Source organism: Kribbella sp. NPDC002412, from assembly GCF_053592935.1.
Map to the genome: position 1 here is coordinate 1 of NZ_JBSFBL010000094.1, position 19,661 is coordinate 19,661.

Genomic DNA, 19,661 nt, shown 5'->3' on the forward strand with positions numbered 1-19,661 from the left:
TTCGGCGGCGGCGACCGCGCGACCGAGTTCATCGTCAACCGGCTTCGGTTGCCCAGGGCACTCACCGGCCTGATGGTCGGCGCCGCACTCGGCATGTCCGGCGCGATCTTCCAGAGCATCGCCCGCAACCCGCTGGCCAGCCCCGACATCATCGGTGTCACGTACGGCGCCAGCGCCTTCGCGGTGTTCGCCATCGTCACGCTCGGCCTGACCGGCGTGGCGGTGTCCGCGTTCGCGATCGTCGGCGCGGTGCTGACCGCGTTCATCATGTACGTGCTGGCCTGGCGGCAGGGGGTCTCGAGCTACCGGCTGATCCTGATCGGGATCGGCATCGGCGCGATCGCGACGAGTATCACGTCGTACCTGCTGACCAAGGCGCGGGTCGAGATCGCCCAGCAGGCGCTGATCTGGCTGACCGGCAGCCTGAACGGCCGGGACTGGTCGAACGTCCGGTCGATGGGACTCACGCTGGCGGTGCTGGCGCCGCTGATGATGTTCCTGGTCCACCAGTTGCGGATCCTGCAGCTCGGCGACGAGACGGCGTACGGGCTGGGGCTGCGGGTCGAGCTGTCCCGGCTCGGCTTGATCGTGATCGGTGTGCTGCTCGCGGCCGTCGCGACCGCGGCGGCGGGACCGATCGGCTTTGTCGCGTTCGTGGCGCCGCCGATCGCGCGCCGGCTGACCCGGTCACCGGGCCCGGCGATGATCGCGTCCGCGTTGCTCGGTGCGTTGGTGGTGGCGTTGTCGGACCTGATCGCGCAGCACGCGTTCGGGGACACGCAGTTGCCGGTCGGGGTGGTGACCGGTGTGGTCGGAGCGCCGTACCTGATGTTCCTGCTGGCCCGGTCCAACCGGGTGGGGAGTGGTGGCTGAGAGATGGAGAACTCTGTGGACCACAGTTTGGCTGCTGACGGGTTGGCGGTCGGCTACGACCAGCGGGAGATCATCCACGACCTGTCGGTGCGGATCCCGACCGGGAAGATCACCGTCATCGTCGGCGCCAACGCGTGCGGCAAGTCGACCCTGCTGAAGACGCTGGCCCGGCTGTTGAAGCCGTCGCGCGGGACGGTGCTGCTGGACGGGAAGAGCATCCAGTCGATCCCGACGCGTGAGGTCGCGACCAAGCTCGGCCTGCTGCCGCAGTCGCCGACCGCGCCGGAGGGGATCACGGTCGCCGACCTGGTCGGGCGCGGGCGCTACCCGCGGACGCGGTGGATCCGGCAGTGGACCAAGACCGACGACGAGGCGGTCGCGGCCGCGATGACGTCGACCGACGTACTCTCGATCGCGGACCGGCCGATCGACGAGCTGTCCGGCGGGCAGCGGCAGCGGGTGTGGATCGCGATGGCGCTCGCCCAGGAGACCGACATCCTGCTGCTGGACGAGCCGACGACGTTCCTCGACCTGACGCACCAGTTCGAGGTGCTGGACCTGCTGGTCGACCTGAACAAGTCCGACGAGCGCACCATCGTCCTGGTCCTGCACGACCTCAACCAGGCCTGCCGGTTCGGCGACCACCTGATCGCGATGAAGGACGGCGCCATCGTCTGCGAGGGCAACCCGAGCGAGGTCATCACCGAGCAGGTCGTCCACGACGTCTTCGGCCTGGCCGTCAAAGTCATCCCCGACCCGGTCGCCGGCACCCCCATGGTTGTCCCCCTAGGCCGCCACACCACCCGCACCGACCGCCCCCAAGACACCACCCCGGCACCCCCGTCCACCGACGCCTCGCTTCCGACCGACTCTTCGGCGTCGGATGGTGGTGCTTCGGTTGCAAGCAGCGCAGTTGCTCAGGCTCTCGCGGCCAGTGCTGCCGCCAACGGCGTCTGCCGGCCGAGCGACCGCTAGACGGTCAGCCGCATTCCGTCGTACGCCACGTTCCACGCGCTCAAGTCGGCGGCCAGCGCGGTCGGTGACAGGTGAGTGAGGACCAACTCCCGGCAGTTGAAGCGATCGCGATGCTGTTCGAGAGTCTGCAGGTCCAGATGCCACCGAATGGGTGCCGGGCTGTAGCCCTCGCAGAGGAACAGATCCACACCATCGGCGGCTTCGACCAGCGCGTCGGTCCACTCGGTGTCACCTGAGTACGCGACCGACCCGCCTTGCGTTTGCAGTTGAACGGCGTACGCCGGAGCCCCCGACGCATGCCGCACTTCGTACGGCGTAATCCGCACCTCCCCGACCTCACGCGCCTGCCGGTCAACGTGCTCGAGCACCTGCACCTCGAACCGCCGCTGCACCCGCGATGACCCCGGATACAGCGTCTCCATCGCCGCATCCAGCCGCTCACGTGTACCCGGCGGTCCAACAACGGTCAGATCGCGAGTCCGCCGCCGAAACTGCCCGTCAAGCACAAGAAACGGCAGCCCACCGAAGTGATCCCCATGCAGGTGACTGACGACAACCGTCTCAACCGCATTCGGGTCAAACCCCTGCTGCCTCAACGCGGTCTGACTCGTAGCCCCACAGTCCACCAAGACCCTCGCCACCCCACCCACCGCCACCGCAATACAAGTCTGAAACCGCCCACCAGACCCGAACGCATCCCCGCTCCCCACGACAGTCACATCCACCCACCCACCGTCCCACAACCCGTTCGTCGCGCGGCCGTGGTGCAGGGATCAGGTCGGGGTGGCTGACCGGCGGGTTTGGTGAAGGATCAGGCCGGCCAGGAGGGCGCCTAGGGTGCCCAGGGCCAGGTCGCCGAGGGTGTCGGTGTAGGCGGTTTGGAGTTCGGAGGAGTTGCGGATGAACGCGAAGTACTCGCCGACCTCCCAGACGACCGCGGCGGTGGCGCCGAAGCCGAGAGCCACGAAGGCGGTCAGGCCGCGGGACAGGGTCGGGGGCGCGAACGCGAGCAGGACGCCGGCAGTGAGGAGGCCCCAGAGGATGAAGTGCATGGCGTCGTCCCACCAGCTCACCGTGTCGAACAGGTTCAGCCGGTTGCCGATCAGGTCGATCAGCCAGGGGAGCGTCATCAGCAGGTCGGCGTGCCAAGGGAAGCGGGCGTGCAGCTTGCTGCGCGTCCGGCCGTACGCCCACCACCACAGCGGCAGCACCATCACGCCGATCGGGTAGACGATCAGCCGGGCGGTCGACGCCTTGCCCTTGATCCCGCTCAGGTCCGGCCAGATCAGGGCCGACAGCAACAAGCCGAACAGCAGGATCTTCGCGGCCACAGCGGCGTACCGGACCCAGTTGATCCGCGTCGTGGGGACCGTGGTGGCAACCATCGTCGTCATGCCTCCCAGTCAAACCGGCCGCTGGGCGAGGCGGATGAGTACAACTACGGACAAGCAGCCACGGAAAACCCCCGGCCGCGCCATTCTGACGCACCCGGGGGCTGTTGTCCCGCTTTCACCCACCGTGACCCGCATCCCGCGGCCACACCGAAGCCGAACTCCTCCGCCGGCTGCGGCCCGGCAGCGACGCAAGCCGCCGCGACACCGCGGCCTGCGAATCGCGGTCGCCGTGAAGGAGCTGGGTGGCGGTGTGGACTGGGTGGTCCAGCACCGCGGACCAGCGTGGTGGTAGGGCTGGTTGTGGGGGACGGGTCAGCTGACGCTGATCAGGTCCACGACGAAGATGAGGGTCTCGCCGGGCTTGATGGCGCCGCCGGCGCCGCGGTCGCCGTACCCGAGGTGCGGCGGGATGACCAGCTTGCGGCGGCCGCCGACCTTCATGCCCTGGACGCCGGTGTCCCAACCCTGGATGACCTGGCCGACGCCGAGCTGGAAGGCCAGCGGCGCGCCCCGGTTGTACGACGCGTCGAACTCCTCGCCGGTCGAGTGCGCGACACCCACGTAGTGCACGTTCACTCGCGACCCGGCTTTGGCCTCGTCACCGTCGCCGACGGTGATGTCGGTGATCTCCAGGTCCGCCGGCGGCGGGCCCTCCGGGAAGTCGATCTCTGGCTTGTCAGTCATGCCCACCAGCTAATCAGATCCCGCACCCACCCCGGCCCAGGACCCGTCGTTCACCCAACCGCGTCCGATTCCCGGACCCCGAAGAGCACCACCGACCCCACAGCGCAGTAGTAGTCGGCTAGCGGGCCAGGACCTCGCGGAGTTTGGCGGCGAATGGTTCGGGTTTGCCCGGCATGCCGTACTCGTTGCCGAGGAAGCCGCCGTGGTTGCTGGGGAAGACGGCGGGGGTGAGGCCGAGGCGTTCGGCGACGGCTTGGCCGCCGCGGTGCGCCAGCTCGCCTTCGGACTCCTCGCCGACAGCGACCACCAGGCGGTCCGTCGACTTCGCGAGGGCGTCGAAGTCGGGTTGGTACGACGTGCAGCCGCGCAGGTTCTGGCCGATCAGGGCGTCGCCGCGGGAGCCGTCGTCCTCGGTCGGGAGGCCGAACATCGCCGGGTCGGGAGCCGGCCGCTGGGTGTAGTCGTCGGGCACCTCGCCCTTGAAGCTGGTGATCGCGATGAACTTCGCCATCCCCGCGCCCATCCCGTCGCGCTGGTACGTCTGGTAGATGTCCTCGACCGCGGCCGTCGCCGCCTTGGCGTCCGGCAGGATCCCGGCCAGCGGCGGCTCGTGCGCCACCAGAGTCTTGATCAAGTCAGGACGTTGCGCGAGTAGCGCCAGGGCGTTCACCGCGCCGCCGCTGCTGGCGAACAGGTCAACCGGGCCGGCGTCGAGCTTCTCGATCAGCGCGATCAGGTCGGCGGCATGGTCGTCCGGCGACAGCTCGCCCGTGCCGTCGCTGCGCTCACTCCGCTCCACGCCGCGCGGGTCGTAGGTGACGATCGTCCGGTCGGTGAGGTACGACGCCAGGGTCGGGAAACCGCTCGCACCCATCGGCGACCCGATCAGCAGCAGCACGGGTTGGTTGCCGAGATCGCCGCGCACGTCGTACGTCAGCGTGGCTCCGGGTACGTCGATCGTGCTGGTGACTGGATCCGGCATATCAGCTCCTCGTTGAGCGCCCCATCCCCCTCGGTGGGACTCGTGACGCGAGCCTAGCCCCGGTCGGGATGACCGGACCAGGAACCGAACATGCACCCGACCGGCACTAATCTCGCACTTCATGCGGAAGAAGCTGGCGTTGCTGGTTGCCGTCGTACTTGCGGCTTCCCTCCCCGCCGGCACTTCCGCCGTGGCCGCGTCGGGGGAGAACTACGGCCAGTACTCGTTGATGTTCGAGAAGGCGGCCGGCCAGTACTGGGCGGGCCAGTCCGCGGCCGGGCAGTGGGCGTGGACACCGCAGAGCGCCACCGAGTCCGACATCTCCTGGGGCGACCCGAAGGCCTGGCCGCCGAAGTCGGCCGAGCGCTTCATCCACGACGGCGACTGGGTCCTGCTCGACGGTTACAACGACGGCGCCGGCCGCCCGCTGACCCAGGTCCAGCGCGTCACGTCGGAGCAGATCGGCGACGCCAACTGCGCCGACATGAAGAACCTCCCGTCAGCCCACGGCCGCCAGCACTACGTCCAGTGGAACATCCCCAGCGCCGGCTACTGCCTCGATGCCCAAGGCACCATCAAGCCGCCGGACGGCTCCAATACGGTCAGGTTCCGCCACCTGCAGAAGTGGCTACCGCCACACCCCTGCTCCAACCCGTACTTCACCGGCCAGACCTGCATCACGCAGTTCGAGCAGTGGTGGGACGACAACCAGCACCCGTACTCGCTGCAGCTCTCCCGCACCGTCGAGATCGCCCGCGGCCTCGGCATGGCGTTCACCAACCGCACCACAGTCCCCGTCACCTGGAACGCCGACGCCCGCTACTACTGGACCTACTAGCAGGTCACGGCCAGCCTGCCTTTCGGGTTGGGGCGGCGTGGGTCAGGAGGCGGCCGGTGGGGGTGGTGAGGAGGCGGTCGAGGTTGGTGTCGAAGGACTCCTGCATGTGCCAGTCCGCGGTCAGCATGTACAGGGTGCCGTCGCCCAGCATGCAGGCGAAGCCGGCGTGCTCGAGCGGCACGGTGTCGAGGATCTCGCCGCCTTCTGCGATGCGCAGGCAGGCCGACTCGCCCTGTTCGGTCCAACCGGGGGTCCAGATGGCGCCTGACTCGTCCATGCACATGCCGTCACCCGGGTGTGGTGCCCAGACGCGGCGGTTGGAGAGGCTGCCGTCGTCGGCGATGTCGTACGCCGTGAGTACACCACCGAACGACTCCGCGACGACCAGGGTCGAGTTGTCGGGGGTGATCACCATGCCGTTGGGGAACGCGAGCTCGTCCGCCACCCGCCGTACCGCCCCGGCCGGGGTGACGAGCAGGATGAAGCCGGGCCGTTCACCCTCACCCGGCTCGAAGTCGCAGCCGCCGTTGACGTAGATGTTGCCGCGGCCGTCGACGACGATCTCGTTCAGGCCGCCGTACGACGACAGGTCCGCATGCGTCACCAGGTCACCAGAGGCCTCCTGCCGCAGCAGCAGCCCCTCAGGCCCCGACACCACCAGCAGCCGCCCGTCCGGCAGCCAGTCGATCGAGAACGGGATCGTGGTCGGCACCCGAACCATCACCTCCCGCTTCCCGTCCGCGTCGACGGCAAGCACCTCCTGAGCACCCCAGTTCGAGCACCAGAAGCGCCCGTCGTGCCAGCGTGCCGACTCTCCGATCATGAGCCCGGTCAGCAGTACCTCGGTCATCACGACTCCTTCCGTCCATATATCCACTACACGAACAGCGAATGTGTGGATCGACAGTCCGGTGCCCTAGGCTGATGGCCCGTGAAGGTCTTGGTGGTCGGCTCCGGTGGCCGTGAACATGCATTGGTCTGGGCGCTGGCCCAGGACTCAGAGGTCGAGCAGGTCGTGGCGGCCCCGGGCAACCCTGGCATCGCCGCGCTGCGGCCGGCCTTCGACGGGCAAACGATCGTTTGCCGGCCGGTGGACATCACCGACCACGATGCGGTCGTCGCGCTGGCGCGCGAGCTGGAGGCCGACCTGGTCGTGGTCGGCCCGGAGGCGCCGCTGGCGGCCGGGCTGGCCGACCCGCTGCGCGAGGCCGGGATCGCGGTCTTCGGCCCGTCCAAGGACGCCGCCCAGATCGAGGGCTCGAAGGCGTTCGCCAAGGACGTGATGGCCGCCGCGAGTGTGCCGACCGGCCGGGCCTACGTGTGTACGACGGCCGCGGAAGCCGCCGAGGCGATCGACGCGTTCGGCCCGCCGTACGTGGTCAAGGACGACGGTCTGGCGGCCGGCAAGGGGGTCGTCGTCACCTCCGACCGGGACGAGGCGCTCGCGCACGCGGCCGGCTGTGAGCAGGTGCTGATCGAGGAGTTCCTGGACGGCCCGGAGGTGTCGCTGTTCGCGATCACCGACGGTACGACGGTGCTCCCGATGCAGCCGGCGCAGGACTTCAAACGTCTTGCGGACAACGACGAAGGCCCGAACACCGGCGGCATGGGCGCCTACACACCGTTGCCCTGGGCACCGGAAAACCTGGTCGAGGAGATCACCGAGAAGGTGCTCCAGCCGACCGTCGACGAGCTGCGGCACCGCGGCACGCCGTTCAGCGGCCTGCTGTACGCCGGTCTCGCGCTGACGTCCCGCGGTGTCCGGGTGATCGAGTTCAACGCCCGCTTCGGCGACCCGGAGACGCAGGCGCTGCTGCCGTTGCTGAAGACCCCGCTGGGCGGCCTGCTGTACGCCGCCGCGACCGGCAAGCTGGCCGATCACGAGCGGCTGAGCTGGAAGAACGCGGCCGCGGTGACGGTGGTGGTCGCGGCGAAAAAGTACCCGGCCAGCCCGCGCAAGGGCGACGTGATCGCCGGCATCGACCAGGCCGAGGTGGACGACGTCCGCGTCTTCCACGCCGGTACGGCGGTCGAGGACGACGAGCTCGTCACGTCGGGCGGCCGCGTGCTGGCCGTCAGCGCCACCGGCAAGGACCTGGACGAGGCCCGCCAGCGTGCCTACGCCGCCGTCGGCCAGATCCGCATCAAGGGCTCCCAGCACCGCACCGACATCGCCCTCAAGGCGTCGCGCGGAGAAATCACCGTCTAGGAGGACCATGGCTTCGTTCGAGGAACTCGTCGCGGAAGGTGATGCGGTCCCGACCGAAGGCTGGGACTTCAGCTGGTTCGAAGGACGAGCGACCGAGGAGCGCCCGTCCTGGGGCTACCAGCGGCTGATGGGCGAACGGATGTCCCGGGCCGAGGCCGCCTTGGACATCCAGACCGGTGGTGGCGAAGTACTGGCCGGGGTGCCGCGCCGTGCACCACTGTGCGTCGCCACCGAGGCGTGGCCGCCGAACATCGCGAAGGCGACCGCCCTGCTACATCCACTGGGCACCGTGGTCGTCGCCGATCCCGAGGAACCGCCGCTGCCGTTCGCCGATGGCGCGTTCGACCTCGTGGTCAGCAGGCATCCGGTCAGGACGTACTTCGACGAGGTCGCCCGGGTGCTCCGCCCGGGCGGCAGGTACTTCGCGCAGCACATCGGACATCGCACCGTTGTCGAGCTCACCGAGTACTTCCTCGGCCCGCAGCCCGACACCGACGGCCCGCGCCCGGACCGCGAGCGGGCCCAGGCCGAAGCAGCCGGGCTGGAGATCGTCGACGTACGCTCGGAACGGCTCCGCATGGAGTTCTACGACATCGCCGCCGTCGTCCACTTCCTCCGCAAGGTCATCTGGATCGTCCCCGGCTTCACGTCCGCGGCCTACCTCCCCCGCCTCCGCGAGCTCCACGACCGGATCCAGTCCGAAGGATCGTTCGTCGCCCACAGCACCAGGACCCTCTTCGAGGCCCGCAAGCCGGTCTGAGGGAACGACGGCTGTGGACTGCTGACGGCCGAAGGTCGAGGTTCTGGGACAATGGGGCTCGTGCCAAGCTCGAGCAAGCCCCGGATTCCCAACGTTCTCGCGTCCCGTTACGCCAGTCTGTCGATGGCTCAGCTGTGGTCGCCGGAGCACAAGATCGTGCTCGAGCGGCGGCTCTGGGTGGCGGTGCTGAAGGCCCAGAAGGAGCTCGGGGTCGCGGTGCCGGACGGCGTGGTCGAGGACTACGAGCGGGTGGTCGACCAGGTCGACCTGGAGTCGATCGCGGCCCGCGAGCGGATCACCCGGCACGACGTGAAGGCGCGGATCGAGGAGTTCAGCGCGCTCGCCGGGCACGAGCACATCCACAAGGGCATGACCAGCCGGGACCTGACCGAGAACGTCGAGCAGCTGCAGATCCGGGCCGGACTCGAGCTCGTCCGCGATCGCGCTGTCGCGACCGCCGTACGGCTGGGCCAGAAGGCGGCCGACCATGCGGCGCTGGTGCTGACCGGGCGTTCGCACAACGTCGCGGCGCAGGCGACCACGCTGGGCAAGCGGTTCGCGTCGGCGGCGGACGAGCTGCTGGTGGCGATCGCCCGGATCGAGGAGCTGATCGAGCGGTACCCGCTGCGCGGCATCAAGGGCCCGGTCGGCACGTCGCAGGACATGCTGGACCTGTTCGGCGGCGACCCGGCCAAGCTGGCGCAGCTGGAGAGCGGGATCGCCGAGCACCTCGGGTTCAGCCGGACCCTGACGAGTGTCGGCCAGGTCTACCCGCGGTCGCTCGACTACGACGTGGTCTCGGCGCTGGTCCAGCTCGCGGCGGGGCCGTCGAGCCTGGCGACCACGATCCGGCTGATGGCCGGGCACGAGCTTGTCACCGAGGGGTTCAAGGAGGGCCAGGTCGGGTCCTCGGCGATGCCGCACAAGATGAACACCCGGTCGTGCGAGCGGGTGAACGGCCTCGCGGTGATCCTGCGCGGGTACGCCTCGATGGCCGGCGAGCTGGCCGGCAACCAGTGGAACGAGGGCGATGTCTTCTGCTCCGTCGTACGGCGGGTCGCGCTGCCGGACGCGTTCTTCGCGCTGGACGGGCTGTTCGAGACCTTCCTGACCGTGCTGGACGAGTTCGGGGTCTACCCGGCCGTCGTAAGCCGCGAGCTGGAGCGGTACCTGCCGTTCCTGACCACGACCAAGGTGCTGATGGCCGCGGTGAAGAACGGCGTCGGCCGGGAGACCGCGCACGAGGTGATCAAGGAGCACGCGGTCGCGACCGCGCTCGACCTGCGCAAGGGCCTGGCGGAGAACGACCTGTTCCACCGCCTCGGCGCGGACGGCCGGCTCGGCCTCACCGAGGAGCAGATCGTCGGCATCGTCGGCGAGCCGCTGTCCTTCACCGGCGCGGCCGTGGACCAGGTGAACACCGTGGTCGCCAGGATCGACGAGCTCGCCAAGCGCCACCCCGAAGCCGCCGCCTACACCCCGGGTGACATCCTCTAGTCCGTGTTCGAACCGCTCACCTGGGCGCTGGTCGCCCTCTCGCTGGCCGCGATGGTGTTCGCCATCGTGCTGGCTGCGCGCGACAAGCGGATCAACTGGACGCTGCTGGCGATCCTCGGCGTCATCGAGGTCGGGCTGCTGGCGCAGCTCGTCATCGGCATCGTCCAGTTGGCCGGCACCGATCGGGACGTCTCCGGTGTCTTCTTCGTCGGCTACCTGATCGGCGGGCTCATCGTGCTGCCACTCGGGGCGCTCTGGGCGTTGGCGGAGAGCAGCCGGTGGGGCGCGGGCGCGTTGGCGTTCGCCTGCCTGGTGATCCCGGTGGTGGAGCAGCGCCTGCACGTGATCTGGACCACCTGAGATGACCGACGCAGCCGCGACCAGGCACGGCCCGGGCCGGATCCTGATCCTGGTGTACGGCGTCTTCGCGCTGTCCGCGACCGCACGGGCCGGCGTGCAGATCGCCACCCAGTTCCACGAGGCCCCGATCGCGTACGTCCTGTCGGCCGTTGCCGCGGTCATCTACTGCGCGGCCACCTTCGCGCTGGCCAAGGCGACCAAGGTGTCCCGCCGGGTCGCCTTGGTCGCGATCCTGATCGAGCTCGTCGGCGTGATCGGGATCGGGGCGTTCAGTTACGCCGTACCGGAGGACTTCCCGGACGCGACGGTGTGGTCGCACTTCGGCCAGGGGTACGGCTTCGTCCCGCTGGTCCTTCCCGTCCTCGGGTTGCTGTGGCTACGCCGTACCCGGGAGCAGCTTCCAGCGAAGAGCGCGTAGCAGCGTCTGCGGGCGGGCCAGCGCGCTCGGATGGTCGAGCATCGTCGTCACCCGGTTGAACTGGACGTTGACGTGGGGGTCGCCGGCCGCGGCCTGGAAGACCAGGCCCGAGATGTGATGACGGAGTCTCAACTGTAGGGCGGCGGGCGGCCTCGCGGCTCGAACGCATGTCGCGCCGACTCCCAGGAAACTGCCAGCCGCGCGCAGGGGCCGGCTCAGGTTCACCGGACAGCATCGGTGGCATGCAGATTTCAGGTCATCCTCGGGTCGAGATCGTCGTACCCGTCAAGGACGAGGAAAACGACCTCGGTCCGAACATCAGGCGGCTGCGTGAGTTCCTGGACACCGCCTTCCCGTTTCCGGCCGAGGTCTGCATCGCGGACAACGGAAGCACCGACGCGACCTATGAGATCGGCGCGCTGCTGGCCCTCGAGCTGGACGGCGTGCGGATCGTCCGGCTCGAACAGTCCGGCCGCGGCCGCGCGCTGAAGCAGGTCTGGTCCGCGAGCACCGCCGATGTGCTCGCCTACATGGACGTCGACCTGTCCACCAACCTGAACGCGTTGCTGCCGCTGGTTGCCCCGCTGTTCGCCGGCCACAGCGACGTTGCCATCGGCACCCGGTTGTCGAACGGCTCGCGGGTGGTCCGGCGGCCGAAGCGGGAGTTCATCTCCCGGTCGTACAACCTGTTGCTGCGGGCAACCCTGAGCGCGCACTTCTCCGACGCGCAGTGCGGGTTCAAGGCGATCCGCGCCGACGTGGCGCGGCAGCTGCTGCCGCTGGTCGAGGACACCAGCTGGTTCTTCGACACCGAGCTGCTGGTGCTGGCCGAGAAGGCCGGGCTGCGGATCCACGAGGTGCCGGTGGACTGGGTCGACGACCTCGATTCACGCGTCGCGATCGCCAAGACGGTCGGCGAGGACCTGCGGGGGATCTCGCGGCTGATGCGCACTCTCGGCCGTGGTCAGCTCGACCTCGACCCGGTGCGCCAGGCGTTCGGCCGGCCCCGGATCCTCGATCCCCGGACGGCGCTGGCCGCGCGAGTGCTGCGGTTCTGCGCGATCGGGGTGCTGAGCACAGCGGCGTACGCCTTGCTCTACCTCGTGCTGCGGCAGGGCATGCCGGCCCAGGTGGCGAACGTGCTCGCGCTGCTCGTGACAGCAGTCGGCAACACCGCGCTCAACCGCCGGCTCACCTTCGGCGTGCGCGGCGTCGAGAACCGCTGGCGGCACCAGCTCCGCGGACTCGTGACCTTCGGCATCGGCTGGACGCTGACGGCGTCGTCGCTGTGGCTGCTGCACACCGCGGTCGCCGTACCGCACCAGGCGGTGGAGATCACCGTTCTCACCCTCGCGAACCTGGCCGCGACCGTGGTCCGGTTCAGCCTCTTCCAGACGTGGGTCTTCGACGACGACGCACCCACCTTGCCAACCTTCGAACCGCCGGCGGTTCTCGACCAGACCCGGAGCAACTGATATGGCCACCGTTTCCAACCCCGTCGAGGCGACGCCCCGGAGGGCCGGGCCGCGGGCAGTCAGCACGTCGTACACCATCGGCCGGGACAAGGTCTTGTACGGCGGCCTGCTGGCACTGACCGCGATCGCGTACCTGTGGGGCCTGTCCAAGAACGGCTACGCCAACGAGTACTACGCGGCCGCGGTCCAGGCCGGCTCGACGAGCTGGAAGGCCTGGTTCTTCGGGGCGCTCGACGCATCCAGCTTCATCACCGTCGACAAGACGCCGGCGTCGCTGTGGGTGATGGGCCTGTCCGGGCGGATCTTCGGCTTCGGCGTCTGGAGCATGCTGATCCCCCAGGCGCTGATGGGCGTCGCGAGCGTCGGCTTCGTCTATGTGTCGGTACGGCGGTGGTTCTCGGCCAACGCGGCCCTGCTGGCCGGCGGGATCCTCGCGCTGACGCCGGTCGCCGTACTGATGTTCCGGTTCAACAACCCGGACGCGCTGCTGATCCTGCTGCTCTGCGCGGGCGCGTGGGCGGTGACCCGGGCGATCGACTCGGAGAAGCACGCGGCGCGGTGGATGATGCTGGCCGGAGCTTTCGTGGGCTTCGGGTTCCTGACGAAGATGTTGCAGGCGTTCCTGATTCTGCCGGCGTTCGGGCTGGCGTACCTGATCGCCGGGAAGCCGGCGCTCGGGAAGCGGATCGTGCACAGCGTGCTGGCGCTGGTCTCGCTGATCGTCAGCGCGGGGTGGTGGATCGCGATCGTGGAGCTGATGCCGGCGGCGGCGCGGCCCTACATCGGTGGGTCGCAGAACAACAGCATTCTCGAGCTGACACTTGGCTACAACGGGCTCGGGCGGTTGAACGGGAACGAGACCGGGTCGGTCGGCGGCGGTACTGGAGGCGCGGGGTGGGGTGGAGCGACCGGGCTGCAGCGGCTGTTCGGTGGTGAGTTCGCCTCGCAGATCGCGTGGTTGCTGCCGGCGGCGCTGCTCGCGACGATCGTGCTGGTCGTTGCTTCGGGCAAGGCTGCGCGGACGGACAAGACGCGGGCGTTCGCCGTGCTGTGGGGTGGCTGGCTGGTTGTGACTGGGCTGACGTTCAGCTACATGCAGGGGATCATCCACAGCTACTACATGATCGCGCTGGCGCCGGCCATCGGTGCGCTGATCGGCGCCGCGATGTCGGTGCTCTGGCGGCGGCGGTCCGAGTGGTTGCCGCGGGCAGCGCTTGCTGGTGGTGCGTTGCTGACCGGTGGGTGGGGATTCGCGCTGCTGAACGAGACGCCTTCGTGGCATCCGTGGCTGCGGTGGGTGGTGCTGCTGACCGGCGTACTCGGGGCGTTTGCGGTGATGGTGCTGCCGGAGCTGAAGCTGCATCGTACGGCGGCTCGGCGGGCCGGGATGTTTGCCGGGGCATTGCTTGCGGTGAGCGCGCTGGCTGGACCGACGGCGTACTCGGTGAACACGATCAACACAGCCCACGCCGGTGCGCTGCCGTCGGCCGGGCCCTCGGGTGGCGGCATGGGCGGCGGGCCTGGCGGTGGCGGGGGCATGGGCCGGATGGGCACGCCGCCGGGACAGAACGGGTTCCCGGGTGGTCCTGGGGCCGGGAACGGCACGACGGGGAACGGGAATGGCGTTGCCGGTCGTGGGGCCGGTGGGGTCGGTGGGTTCCTTGGTGGGGGCGGGATCAGTGGAGTGTCGAGTGAGCTGATCACGCTGCTGCAGAACGGCGCCAAGGGGTACACCTGGGCGGCCGCGGCGGTCACCGCGAACGGGGCCGCGCCGCTGCAGATCGCGTCCGGCACGCCGATCATGGCGATCGGCGGGTTCAACGGGACCGACCCGGCGCCGTCGCTGGCCGAGTTCAAGGAACTGGTTGCCCAGGGCAAGGTGCACTACTTCGTCGGCGGAGGCGGCGGCTTCGGCGGCGGGCGCGGCGGCACCTCCAACGAGATCGCCACCTGGGTAGCCGAAACCTTCCGGTCCCAAACCGTAGGCAACACCACCGTCTACGACCTCACCACCACCGGCTGACACAGGAGAAAACCATGACCCAAAACACCAACCCCCCGACCCCCAACCCCACCCACCACCACGTCACCAACCACCCAGAACCCACCACCCACCCGGGCAGTTCAGCGCCAAGCACCCACTCGGGTGCTGTCGCACCGAGCACCCGCCCGGGCGCTTCCGCACCGAGCACCCACTCGGGTGCTGTCGCACCGAGCACCCGCCCGGGTGCTTCCGCACCGAGCACCCACTCGGGTGGGCAGGTTCCCGGCACTCACGCGGGTGCGCCGGGCGGGTCAGCTGGAGCCCAGGCGTCGGGCGCCGCCAACACTTCCGGCCCGGAGTTGGCCGGCCCGGCTGTGCCGGGTGCGTCGGTCAACGAGGCTCAGTGGCAGGCCGCCCGTGCCGGCAACACATCCAGCGCCGACGACACCACCGCCCTTCCGGCAGCATCGGTCGCCCCACCAAACACAGGAGCCGCAGGTGCTGTGGGTGGGATCGCGCAGGCGGGGTCCGCGGCGAGCGGTGGGCCTGGTGCGGGTGCCTACGGCGGGGTGTATGGGGCTCCGGGTGGGGAGCAGGGGGATGGGAAGGGTGGGGGGCGGCCTGGCAATCTCGTGTTGGCGGGGGCGGGGAGTCTGTTGGCTGTGTTGGCGTTTCTTGGGGGTGCTGCGGTTGGGCACGCGTGGGACGGGTTCGATACTCAGCAGAATCAGTTTGGTGGGCCTGGTGGGGGTGGGCGTCAGTTCCCCGGCCAGCAAGGTCAGCAAGGCCAGCAGGGCCAGCAGGGCCAGCAAGGTCAGCAAGGTCAGCAGGGGCAGTTGCCCGGGCAGGGGATGGTTCCTGGGCAAGGGACTGTTCCTGGGCAAGGGAGTCAGCCGGGGACCGGGACTGATGACGGGGCGGGGCAGACGCAGAGCAGTTGACGGGGCGAAGCAGCCTGGTGGGGCGTGAGGGCGGACACCCTGGCCTGCCAGGTGAAGCCACCCCCGGCCCTCGCAGGGCGCCGGGATTCGTTGTGGGTGGTGGTCCGGCCCAACTGGGAGGTGCTCCCGGTTGGGCCGGACCTTGGTGACTGTGGGTTGCGACACGCGGGGACGGTTGGGGGTGGGGGTTGGTGGGGTAAGGATCGGGGGGTGGAATGGTCGAACGTCACCTGGTTCCTGACCGCCCTCGGTGCGGTTGTCGTACTGCTGACGCGCGTCCGCCTCGGCGGAACCGTTGTCGACGGCACCGGTCACGGCGCCGGCCGGCATGGGTACTCCGCCGTCCTCCTGCGCCTGCACACGGTTGTCGGCGTGTTCACGCTGCTCGGCTGGATCGTTGCCCTGGTCACCGGTCGGCGGGAGATCGCGCTGCTCATCCTGGTGGGGTGGTGGCTGCTGACCGCGCTCGGATTGTTGCTGTTGGCCCGTTGGCTGCCCAGCGGCGGCCGGCACTCCGAGGACGCGCAGGGCGACGCGTGGGGTTCCGGCGCCGGCCTGTCCGTGCTCGGCCACGTCGGCATGCTGCTCGGCGTCTGCTACTTCACCTTCGTCACGATCACCGACCGGCTCTGAGCCCGTCCAGCAGTGCCGTGACAGAGCGCCGTACGCCGGCCTCGAACTCCTCCTGCGGCATCGTGGCCCCGGCGCCGGCCACGCGGTCGTACAGCAGACCGTCCAGCATCGCCGCCGCCGGCCAGGCAGCCGCAACCGGATTCGGTACGCCGAGCCCGTCCAGCAACTGCGCCAGCATCGCCCGCAACTGCCGTCCGCCCTCGTCGATCGCGGCCCGCAGCTCCGGCTGACGACTGGCTTCGAACGACAACTCGTACCGCGCGACCAGGTCGTCCGGCCGGTCCCGCGCCAGGCCTAGGACCATCTCGATCAGCAGGTCGACCGGTGACGTCCCCGCGCCGAAGGCAGGCGACGCAGCCAGATCGCGGGCGAGCATCCGGTTCACGCAGGCGGTCAGCAGCGCGTTCCGGGTCCGGAGGTAGTACGACGTCGAGCCCGGCGGCAGACCGGCTTCCGCGTCGACCGCGCGGTGGGTCAGCCCGCGCAGGCCGCGGGTCGCGACCAGATGGATCGCGGCGTCGGCGATCGCTTCCCGTCGGTCCGCGCCGAGCGGCACCTGCTTCGTCACGGCGGTCAGTCTCCCATCTCCGGACCGGCACTTCTCAAAGATCCTCTACAGATGTAGAGTCTAGGTCATGAGTACGGCGATCGTGGTGGGAGCGGGAATCGGCGGGGTCACGGCAGCCGTCGCGCTGGAGCGGTGCGGATGGCAGGTCACGGTGCTGGAGCGGGCACCGGAGTTGGGTGAGGTGGGCGCCGGGATCTCGGTCTGGCCGGCGGCGGTCGCCGTACTGGAAGAGCTCGGGGTGAAGGGCGTCGAGAAGGCGGCGGTGGAGTCCAGTCCTGCCGGGATGCGCAAGCCCGGCGGGCAGTGGGTGGTGGAGGCGGCCGATCTCGGCGTCGAGCTGCCGGTGATGATCCACCGGGCGCAGCTGCACGAGCTGATCACGGATCAGTTCGGACCCGGGATCACGGTCCGGACCGGCTATACCGTCTCGAAGCTCACGCAGGACGAGACCGGCGTGACGATCAACGACGAGCTGCGGGCCGACCTGGTCGTCGCGGCCGACGGGATCCGCAGCGTGATCCGGCAGGCGCTCTACCCGGCGTCCAAAGGGCCGCGGTACTCCGGTTACACGGCGTACCGGGGGATCGCCGACGTGCAGCTCGACGACGGTGGTGGCGAGACTTGGGGCCGTGGGCAACGGTTCGGGTTCGCGCGGCTGATCGACGGGCGGATCTACTGGTACGCGACGGCCAACCAGCCGGCCGGCCAGGGCGGCGACCACGCGACGGCGACCAAGGACTTCGGCGGGTGGCACGACCCGATCCCGGCGATTGTCGCGGCGACGCCACCGGAAGCCGTTCTGCAGAACGACATCTACGACCTGCCGACGCCGCTGGTCCCGTTCGTGCGCGGTCGCGTCGTACTGCTCGGCGACGCCGCCCACGCGATGACGCCGAACCTCGGCCGCGGGGCCTGCTCGGCGATCGAGGACGCCGGCGCGCTGGCGCAGCACCTGGCCGAGCCGGGCGATCTGAGTACGGCGCTGGCGGCGTACGACCGGGATCGCCGTCCCGCGACCACCAAGCTGGTCAAGCGGTCCCGTGGCGTCGGACGGCTCGGTCAGGTGGAGAACCGGGTCGTGTGCGCGATCCGGGACGGACTGCTCGCACTCGGTGGCAAGGTGGTGGCCCTGCGGGCGCGGAAGCGAGGGGTGGAACAATCGGGGGCGTGACCACAGCCCCTGAGATCCCCGGCGCCAAGCACATCCACTCCGGCAAGGTCCGGGACCTGTACGAGTTGGAGTCCGGTGAGCTGCTGATGGTCGCCAGCGACCGGCAGAGCGCGTTCGACTGGGTGCTGGAGACGCCGATCCCGGACAAGGGCAAGGTGCTCACCGCGATGAGCCTGTGGTGGTTCGAGGTGCTCGGGGTGCCGAACCACGTCCTGTCCACCGACGTTCCGGCCGAGGTCGCAGGGCGCGCGGTGATCTGCGAGAAGCTGGCGATGTTCCCGGTCGAGTGCGTGGCGCGTGGGTACCTGAGCGGCTCCGGGCTGCTCGACTACAACGCGACCGGCAGCGTCTGCGGGATCCCGCTGAAGCCGGGGCTGGTCGAGGGGTCGCGGCTGGACGAGCCGATCTTCACCCCGGCGACCAAGGCCGAGCTGGGCGAGCACGACGAGAACGTGTCGTACGACGCTGTGGTCGCGACCGTCGGCGCGGAGACGGCCGCCGCGTTGCGGGACACCACGCTGGACATCTACACCCGGGCGCACGCGATGGCGGCGGAGCGCGGGATCATCGTGGCCGACACGAAGTTCGAGTTCGGGGCCCGGGCGGACGGGACGATCGTGCTGGCCGACGAGGTGCTGACGCCGGACTCGAGCAGGTTCTGGCCGGCCGACCAGTGGGAGCCGGGACGGCAGCAGCCGTCGCTGGACAAGCAGATCATCCGTGACTGGCTCCAGTTCGACTCCGGCTGGGACCGCAAGTCCGGCGAGGCCCCGCCGCCGCTGTCCGACGAGGTGGTCGAGCGCACCCGCGCCGCGTACATCAACGCGTACGAGCGGCTGACTGGGCGCACGTTTGGAGGGTAGGCGGACCGCCAGGCCATCTCAATGGAGCCGTAGGACGGGAAGCTCGCGGGGAACGCCGTCCGGCGCGCGATTGTGATGGCGTGGCGGTCCGCGACTCACACCAAGCTGACGCCGAGGGCCAGCAGGATGAAGCGGGCGGATCGGCCGATGAGGACCGACAGGCTGAAGGTGATCACGCCCATCCGGGAGGCGCCGCCGATGAGGGCGACGCCGTACAGGGGTGGGATGCCGACCGACGCGCTCAGCAGGGTGACCGGGATGCCCCAGCGGCGGTCGCTCATCGCGTCGAGGAGGCGCTTGCTGACGTCGCGGTTCCACTGGACGAAGCGGCCCCAGCGGGTGGTCAGGTTCACCGCCTTCGGCTCCTTGACCTTCCGGGCGGCGTACCCCGGGCGGTAGCGGACGGCCAGGAACATCGCGACCTTGCCGATCGTCTGCCCGACCGACACCCCGATCGCCGCGACCACCGGGTCCAGCGCTCCGGAGACACCGACGCCGAGCACGTACGCCTCGGCGTTCATCACCGGCACGATGGCGGACCCGATCCCGAAGCCGATCGCCAGCGCCAGTTCCCACAACCACATGAGGTCGAGGCTATGCGCAGTCAGCAAGGTTGCCACGCACCCCACCTCCACTCCCGGGTCGTACCAGGGCCCCACCCCATCCGCCCCCTTCCACCCTTGACAGCCAACCCTCAGACCGCCGGTACGGCGGGGCGGCGGCCGCGGAGGATGGTCAGCAGGCGGTAGGTGGACACGACCTTCACGACCAGGGCCGCGATCGCGACGCCGTACGGGAGCCAGTGTGCGCCGGTCTGGTGGGCGATGATCAGCGAGATCACCACGGCCGCGGTGTTGACGGCCTTGGCCGGCTTGGACCAGTTCCACAGCCAGATCGGCCGGTCGACCTTGTAGAAGTAGTTCGGGCTGAGCGTGCCCGGCCAGAGCAGGAACGCCAGGGACAGCATCGTGTCCAGTACGCCGAACTGGACCAGGAAGATCGCCAGCGGCCCGATCGTCGCCGGAAACGTGGCCAT

21 protein-coding genes and 1 pseudogene are annotated in these 19,661 nt (G+C 69.5%); 13 read left to right on the plus strand and 9 right to left on the minus strand.

The window, feature by feature from the left end; all coding sequences use genetic code 11:
* Both ACWCOV_RS39350 and ACWCOV_RS39355 read left to right on the plus strand, forming a co-directional pair.
* Positions 1-873 (plus strand): FecCD family ABC transporter permease (locus ACWCOV_RS39350; RefSeq protein ID WP_449834482.1); only part of this gene is annotated, 873 nt, incomplete at its 5' end.
* Between the two features lie 3 nt (positions 874-876).
* Complete coding sequence (locus ACWCOV_RS39355; protein WP_449834483.1) at positions 877-1,848, plus strand: ABC transporter ATP-binding protein; 972 nt, start codon at positions 877-879, stop codon at positions 1,846-1,848.
* Here ACWCOV_RS39355 and ACWCOV_RS39360 read toward each other — a convergent pair.
* The 4 genes from ACWCOV_RS39360 to ACWCOV_RS39375 all read right to left on the minus strand — a co-directional run bounded on the left by ACWCOV_RS39360 (position 1,845) and on the right by ACWCOV_RS39375 (position 4,908).
* Positions 1,845-2,573: an MBL fold metallo-hydrolase gene (locus tag ACWCOV_RS39360; RefSeq protein ID WP_449834484.1), complete on the minus strand. Its 729-nt coding sequence runs from the start codon at positions 2,571-2,573 to the stop codon at positions 1,845-1,847. The genes ACWCOV_RS39355 and ACWCOV_RS39360 overlap by 4 nt on opposite strands.
* A 48-nt stretch (positions 2,574-2,621) precedes the next feature.
* Entirely contained in the window at positions 2,622-3,242 is a 621-nt protein-coding gene (locus tag ACWCOV_RS39365; RefSeq protein ID WP_449834485.1) for a hypothetical protein, read from the minus strand.
* A 312-nt stretch (positions 3,243-3,554) separates the two neighbouring features.
* Positions 3,555-3,926, minus strand: a complete 372-nt coding sequence (locus ACWCOV_RS39370) for an FKBP-type peptidyl-prolyl cis-trans isomerase (RefSeq protein ID WP_449834486.1) — start codon at positions 3,924-3,926, stop codon at positions 3,555-3,557.
* A gap of 118 nt (positions 3,927-4,044) precedes the next feature.
* Positions 4,045-4,908: an alpha/beta fold hydrolase gene (locus tag ACWCOV_RS39375; protein WP_449834487.1), complete on the minus strand. Its 864-nt coding sequence runs from the start codon at positions 4,906-4,908 to the stop codon at positions 4,045-4,047.
* Positions 4,909-5,029: 121 nt separating this feature from the next.
* On the opposite strand from ACWCOV_RS39375, the gene ACWCOV_RS39380 reads away from it, so the two are divergent.
* Positions 5,030-5,746, plus strand: a complete 717-nt coding sequence (locus tag ACWCOV_RS39380; RefSeq protein WP_449834488.1) for a hypothetical protein — start codon at positions 5,030-5,032, stop codon at positions 5,744-5,746.
* A gap of 4 nt (positions 5,747-5,750) precedes the next feature.
* Here ACWCOV_RS39380 and ACWCOV_RS39385 read toward each other — a convergent pair whose 3' ends face one another.
* The gene (locus ACWCOV_RS39385; protein WP_449834489.1) at positions 5,751-6,596 is read right to left on the minus strand and encodes an SMP-30/gluconolactonase/LRE family protein; all 846 of its coding nucleotides are present in this window, start codon (positions 6,594-6,596) and stop codon (positions 5,751-5,753) included.
* Between the two features lie 81 nt (positions 6,597-6,677).
* Here ACWCOV_RS39385 and purD point away from each other — a divergent pair, with 81 nt between their 5' ends.
* From purD to ACWCOV_RS39410, 5 genes are read left to right on the plus strand one after another with little or no spacing between them, the layout of a single operon-like run.
* Positions 6,678-7,955 carry a phosphoribosylamine--glycine ligase gene (gene purD, locus ACWCOV_RS39390; RefSeq protein ID WP_449834490.1) on the plus strand — a complete coding sequence of 426 codons (1,278 nt, stop codon included), beginning with the start codon at positions 6,678-6,680 and terminating at the stop codon, positions 7,953-7,955.
* A 7-nt stretch (positions 7,956-7,962) separates the two neighbouring features.
* Positions 7,963-8,715, plus strand: coding sequence for a class I SAM-dependent methyltransferase (locus ACWCOV_RS39395; protein WP_449834491.1), 753 nt, complete (start codon positions 7,963-7,965; stop codon positions 8,713-8,715).
* Between the two features lie 51 nt (positions 8,716-8,766).
* Entirely contained in the window at positions 8,767-10,212 is a 1,446-nt protein-coding gene (purB, locus tag ACWCOV_RS39400) for an adenylosuccinate lyase (protein WP_449834492.1), read from the plus strand.
* 3 nt (positions 10,213-10,215) lie between these two features.
* Entirely contained in the window at positions 10,216-10,572 is a 357-nt protein-coding gene (locus ACWCOV_RS39405; protein WP_396351044.1) for a hypothetical protein, read from the plus strand.
* A gap of 1 nt (position 10,573) precedes the next feature.
* Positions 10,574-10,990: a hypothetical protein gene (locus ACWCOV_RS39410; protein WP_449834493.1), complete on the plus strand. Its 417-nt coding sequence runs from the start codon at positions 10,574-10,576 to the stop codon at positions 10,988-10,990.
* Here ACWCOV_RS39410 and ACWCOV_RS39415 read toward each other — a convergent pair.
* On the minus strand, positions 10,949-11,122 hold the full coding sequence (locus ACWCOV_RS39415) for a hypothetical protein (RefSeq protein WP_449834494.1): 174 nt from the start codon (positions 11,120-11,122) through the stop codon (positions 10,949-10,951). The genes ACWCOV_RS39410 and ACWCOV_RS39415 overlap by 42 nt on opposite strands.
* A 110-nt stretch (positions 11,123-11,232) precedes the next feature.
* Here ACWCOV_RS39415 and ACWCOV_RS39420 point away from each other — a divergent pair, with 110 nt between their 5' ends.
* From ACWCOV_RS39420 to ACWCOV_RS39430, 3 genes are all read left to right on the plus strand, one after another.
* Positions 11,233-12,465: a glycosyltransferase gene (locus ACWCOV_RS39420; RefSeq protein WP_449834495.1), complete on the plus strand. Its 1,233-nt coding sequence runs from the start codon at positions 11,233-11,235 to the stop codon at positions 12,463-12,465.
* 1 nt (position 12,466) lies between these two features.
* A complete protein-coding gene (locus ACWCOV_RS39425; protein ID WP_449834496.1) occupies positions 12,467-14,488 on the plus strand; it encodes a glycosyltransferase family 39 protein in 2,022 nt (673 codons plus the stop codon).
* A 1,112-nt stretch (positions 14,489-15,600) separates the two neighbouring features.
* Positions 15,601-16,023, plus strand: a complete 423-nt coding sequence (locus tag ACWCOV_RS39430) for a hypothetical protein (RefSeq protein ID WP_449834497.1) — start codon at positions 15,601-15,603, stop codon at positions 16,021-16,023.
* Here the strand turns inward: ACWCOV_RS39430 and ACWCOV_RS39435 are convergent.
* Entirely contained in the window at positions 16,007-16,591 is a 585-nt protein-coding gene (locus ACWCOV_RS39435) for a TetR/AcrR family transcriptional regulator (RefSeq protein WP_449834498.1), read from the minus strand. The genes ACWCOV_RS39430 and ACWCOV_RS39435 overlap by 17 nt on opposite strands.
* 67 nt (positions 16,592-16,658) lie before the next feature.
* Between ACWCOV_RS39435 and ACWCOV_RS39440 the strand changes: the two genes are divergently transcribed.
* Both ACWCOV_RS39440 and ACWCOV_RS39445 read left to right on the plus strand, forming a co-directional pair.
* Positions 16,659-17,762, plus strand: coding sequence for an FAD-dependent monooxygenase (locus ACWCOV_RS39440; RefSeq protein ID WP_449834499.1), 1,104 nt, complete (start codon positions 16,659-16,661; stop codon positions 17,760-17,762).
* Positions 17,759-18,625, plus strand: a complete 867-nt coding sequence (locus tag ACWCOV_RS39445; RefSeq protein WP_449834500.1) for a phosphoribosylaminoimidazolesuccinocarboxamide synthase — start codon at positions 17,759-17,761, stop codon at positions 18,623-18,625. The genes ACWCOV_RS39440 and ACWCOV_RS39445 overlap by 4 nt, the downstream gene beginning before the upstream one ends.
* Positions 18,626-18,720: 95 nt before the next feature.
* On the opposite strand, the gene ACWCOV_RS39450 is transcribed toward ACWCOV_RS39445, so the two are convergent.
* Positions 18,721-19,209 carry a hypothetical protein gene (locus tag ACWCOV_RS39450; RefSeq protein ID WP_449834501.1) on the minus strand — a complete coding sequence of 163 codons (489 nt, stop codon included), beginning with the start codon at positions 19,207-19,209 and terminating at the stop codon, positions 18,721-18,723.
* A gap of 110 nt (positions 19,210-19,319) precedes the next feature.
* Positions 19,320-19,661: pseudogene (locus tag ACWCOV_RS39455) on the minus strand (hypothetical protein); the annotation flags it as partial.

Bases quoted from the DNA above. Each gene is read 5' to 3' on its own strand.
- ACWCOV_RS39355 (WP_449834483.1), top strand. From the start codon at position 877: ATGGAGAACTCTGTGGACCACAGTTTGGCTGCTGACGGGTTGGCGGTC.
- purB (WP_449834492.1), top strand. From the start codon at position 8,767: ATGGGGCTCGTGCCAAGCTCGAGCAAGCCCCGGATTCCCAACGTTCTC.
- ACWCOV_RS39380 (WP_449834488.1), top strand. From the start codon at position 5,030: ATGCGGAAGAAGCTGGCGTTGCTGGTTGCCGTCGTACTTGCGGCTTCC.
- ACWCOV_RS39365 (WP_449834485.1), bottom strand. From the start codon at position 3,242: ATGACGACGATGGTTGCCACCACGGTCCCCACGACGCGGATCAACTGG.
- ACWCOV_RS39420 (WP_449834495.1), top strand. From the start codon at position 11,233: ATGCAGATTTCAGGTCATCCTCGGGTCGAGATCGTCGTACCCGTCAAG.
- ACWCOV_RS39370 (WP_449834486.1), bottom strand. From the start codon at position 3,926: ATGACTGACAAGCCAGAGATCGACTTCCCGGAGGGCCCGCCGCCGGCG.
- ACWCOV_RS39395 (WP_449834491.1), top strand. From the start codon at position 7,963: ATGGCTTCGTTCGAGGAACTCGTCGCGGAAGGTGATGCGGTCCCGACC.
- ACWCOV_RS39440 (WP_449834499.1), top strand. From the start codon at position 16,659: ATGAGTACGGCGATCGTGGTGGGAGCGGGAATCGGCGGGGTCACGGCA.
- ACWCOV_RS39375 (WP_449834487.1), bottom strand. From the start codon at position 4,908: ATGCCGGATCCAGTCACCAGCACGATCGACGTACCCGGAGCCACGCTG.
- ACWCOV_RS39425 (WP_449834496.1), top strand. From the start codon at position 12,467: ATGGCCACCGTTTCCAACCCCGTCGAGGCGACGCCCCGGAGGGCCGGG.
- ACWCOV_RS39410 (WP_449834493.1), top strand. From the start codon at position 10,574: ATGACCGACGCAGCCGCGACCAGGCACGGCCCGGGCCGGATCCTGATC.
- ACWCOV_RS39450 (WP_449834501.1), bottom strand. From the start codon at position 19,209: ATGTGGTTGTGGGAACTGGCGCTGGCGATCGGCTTCGGGATCGGGTCC.
- ACWCOV_RS39385 (WP_449834489.1), bottom strand. From the start codon at position 6,596: ATGACCGAGGTACTGCTGACCGGGCTCATGATCGGAGAGTCGGCACGC.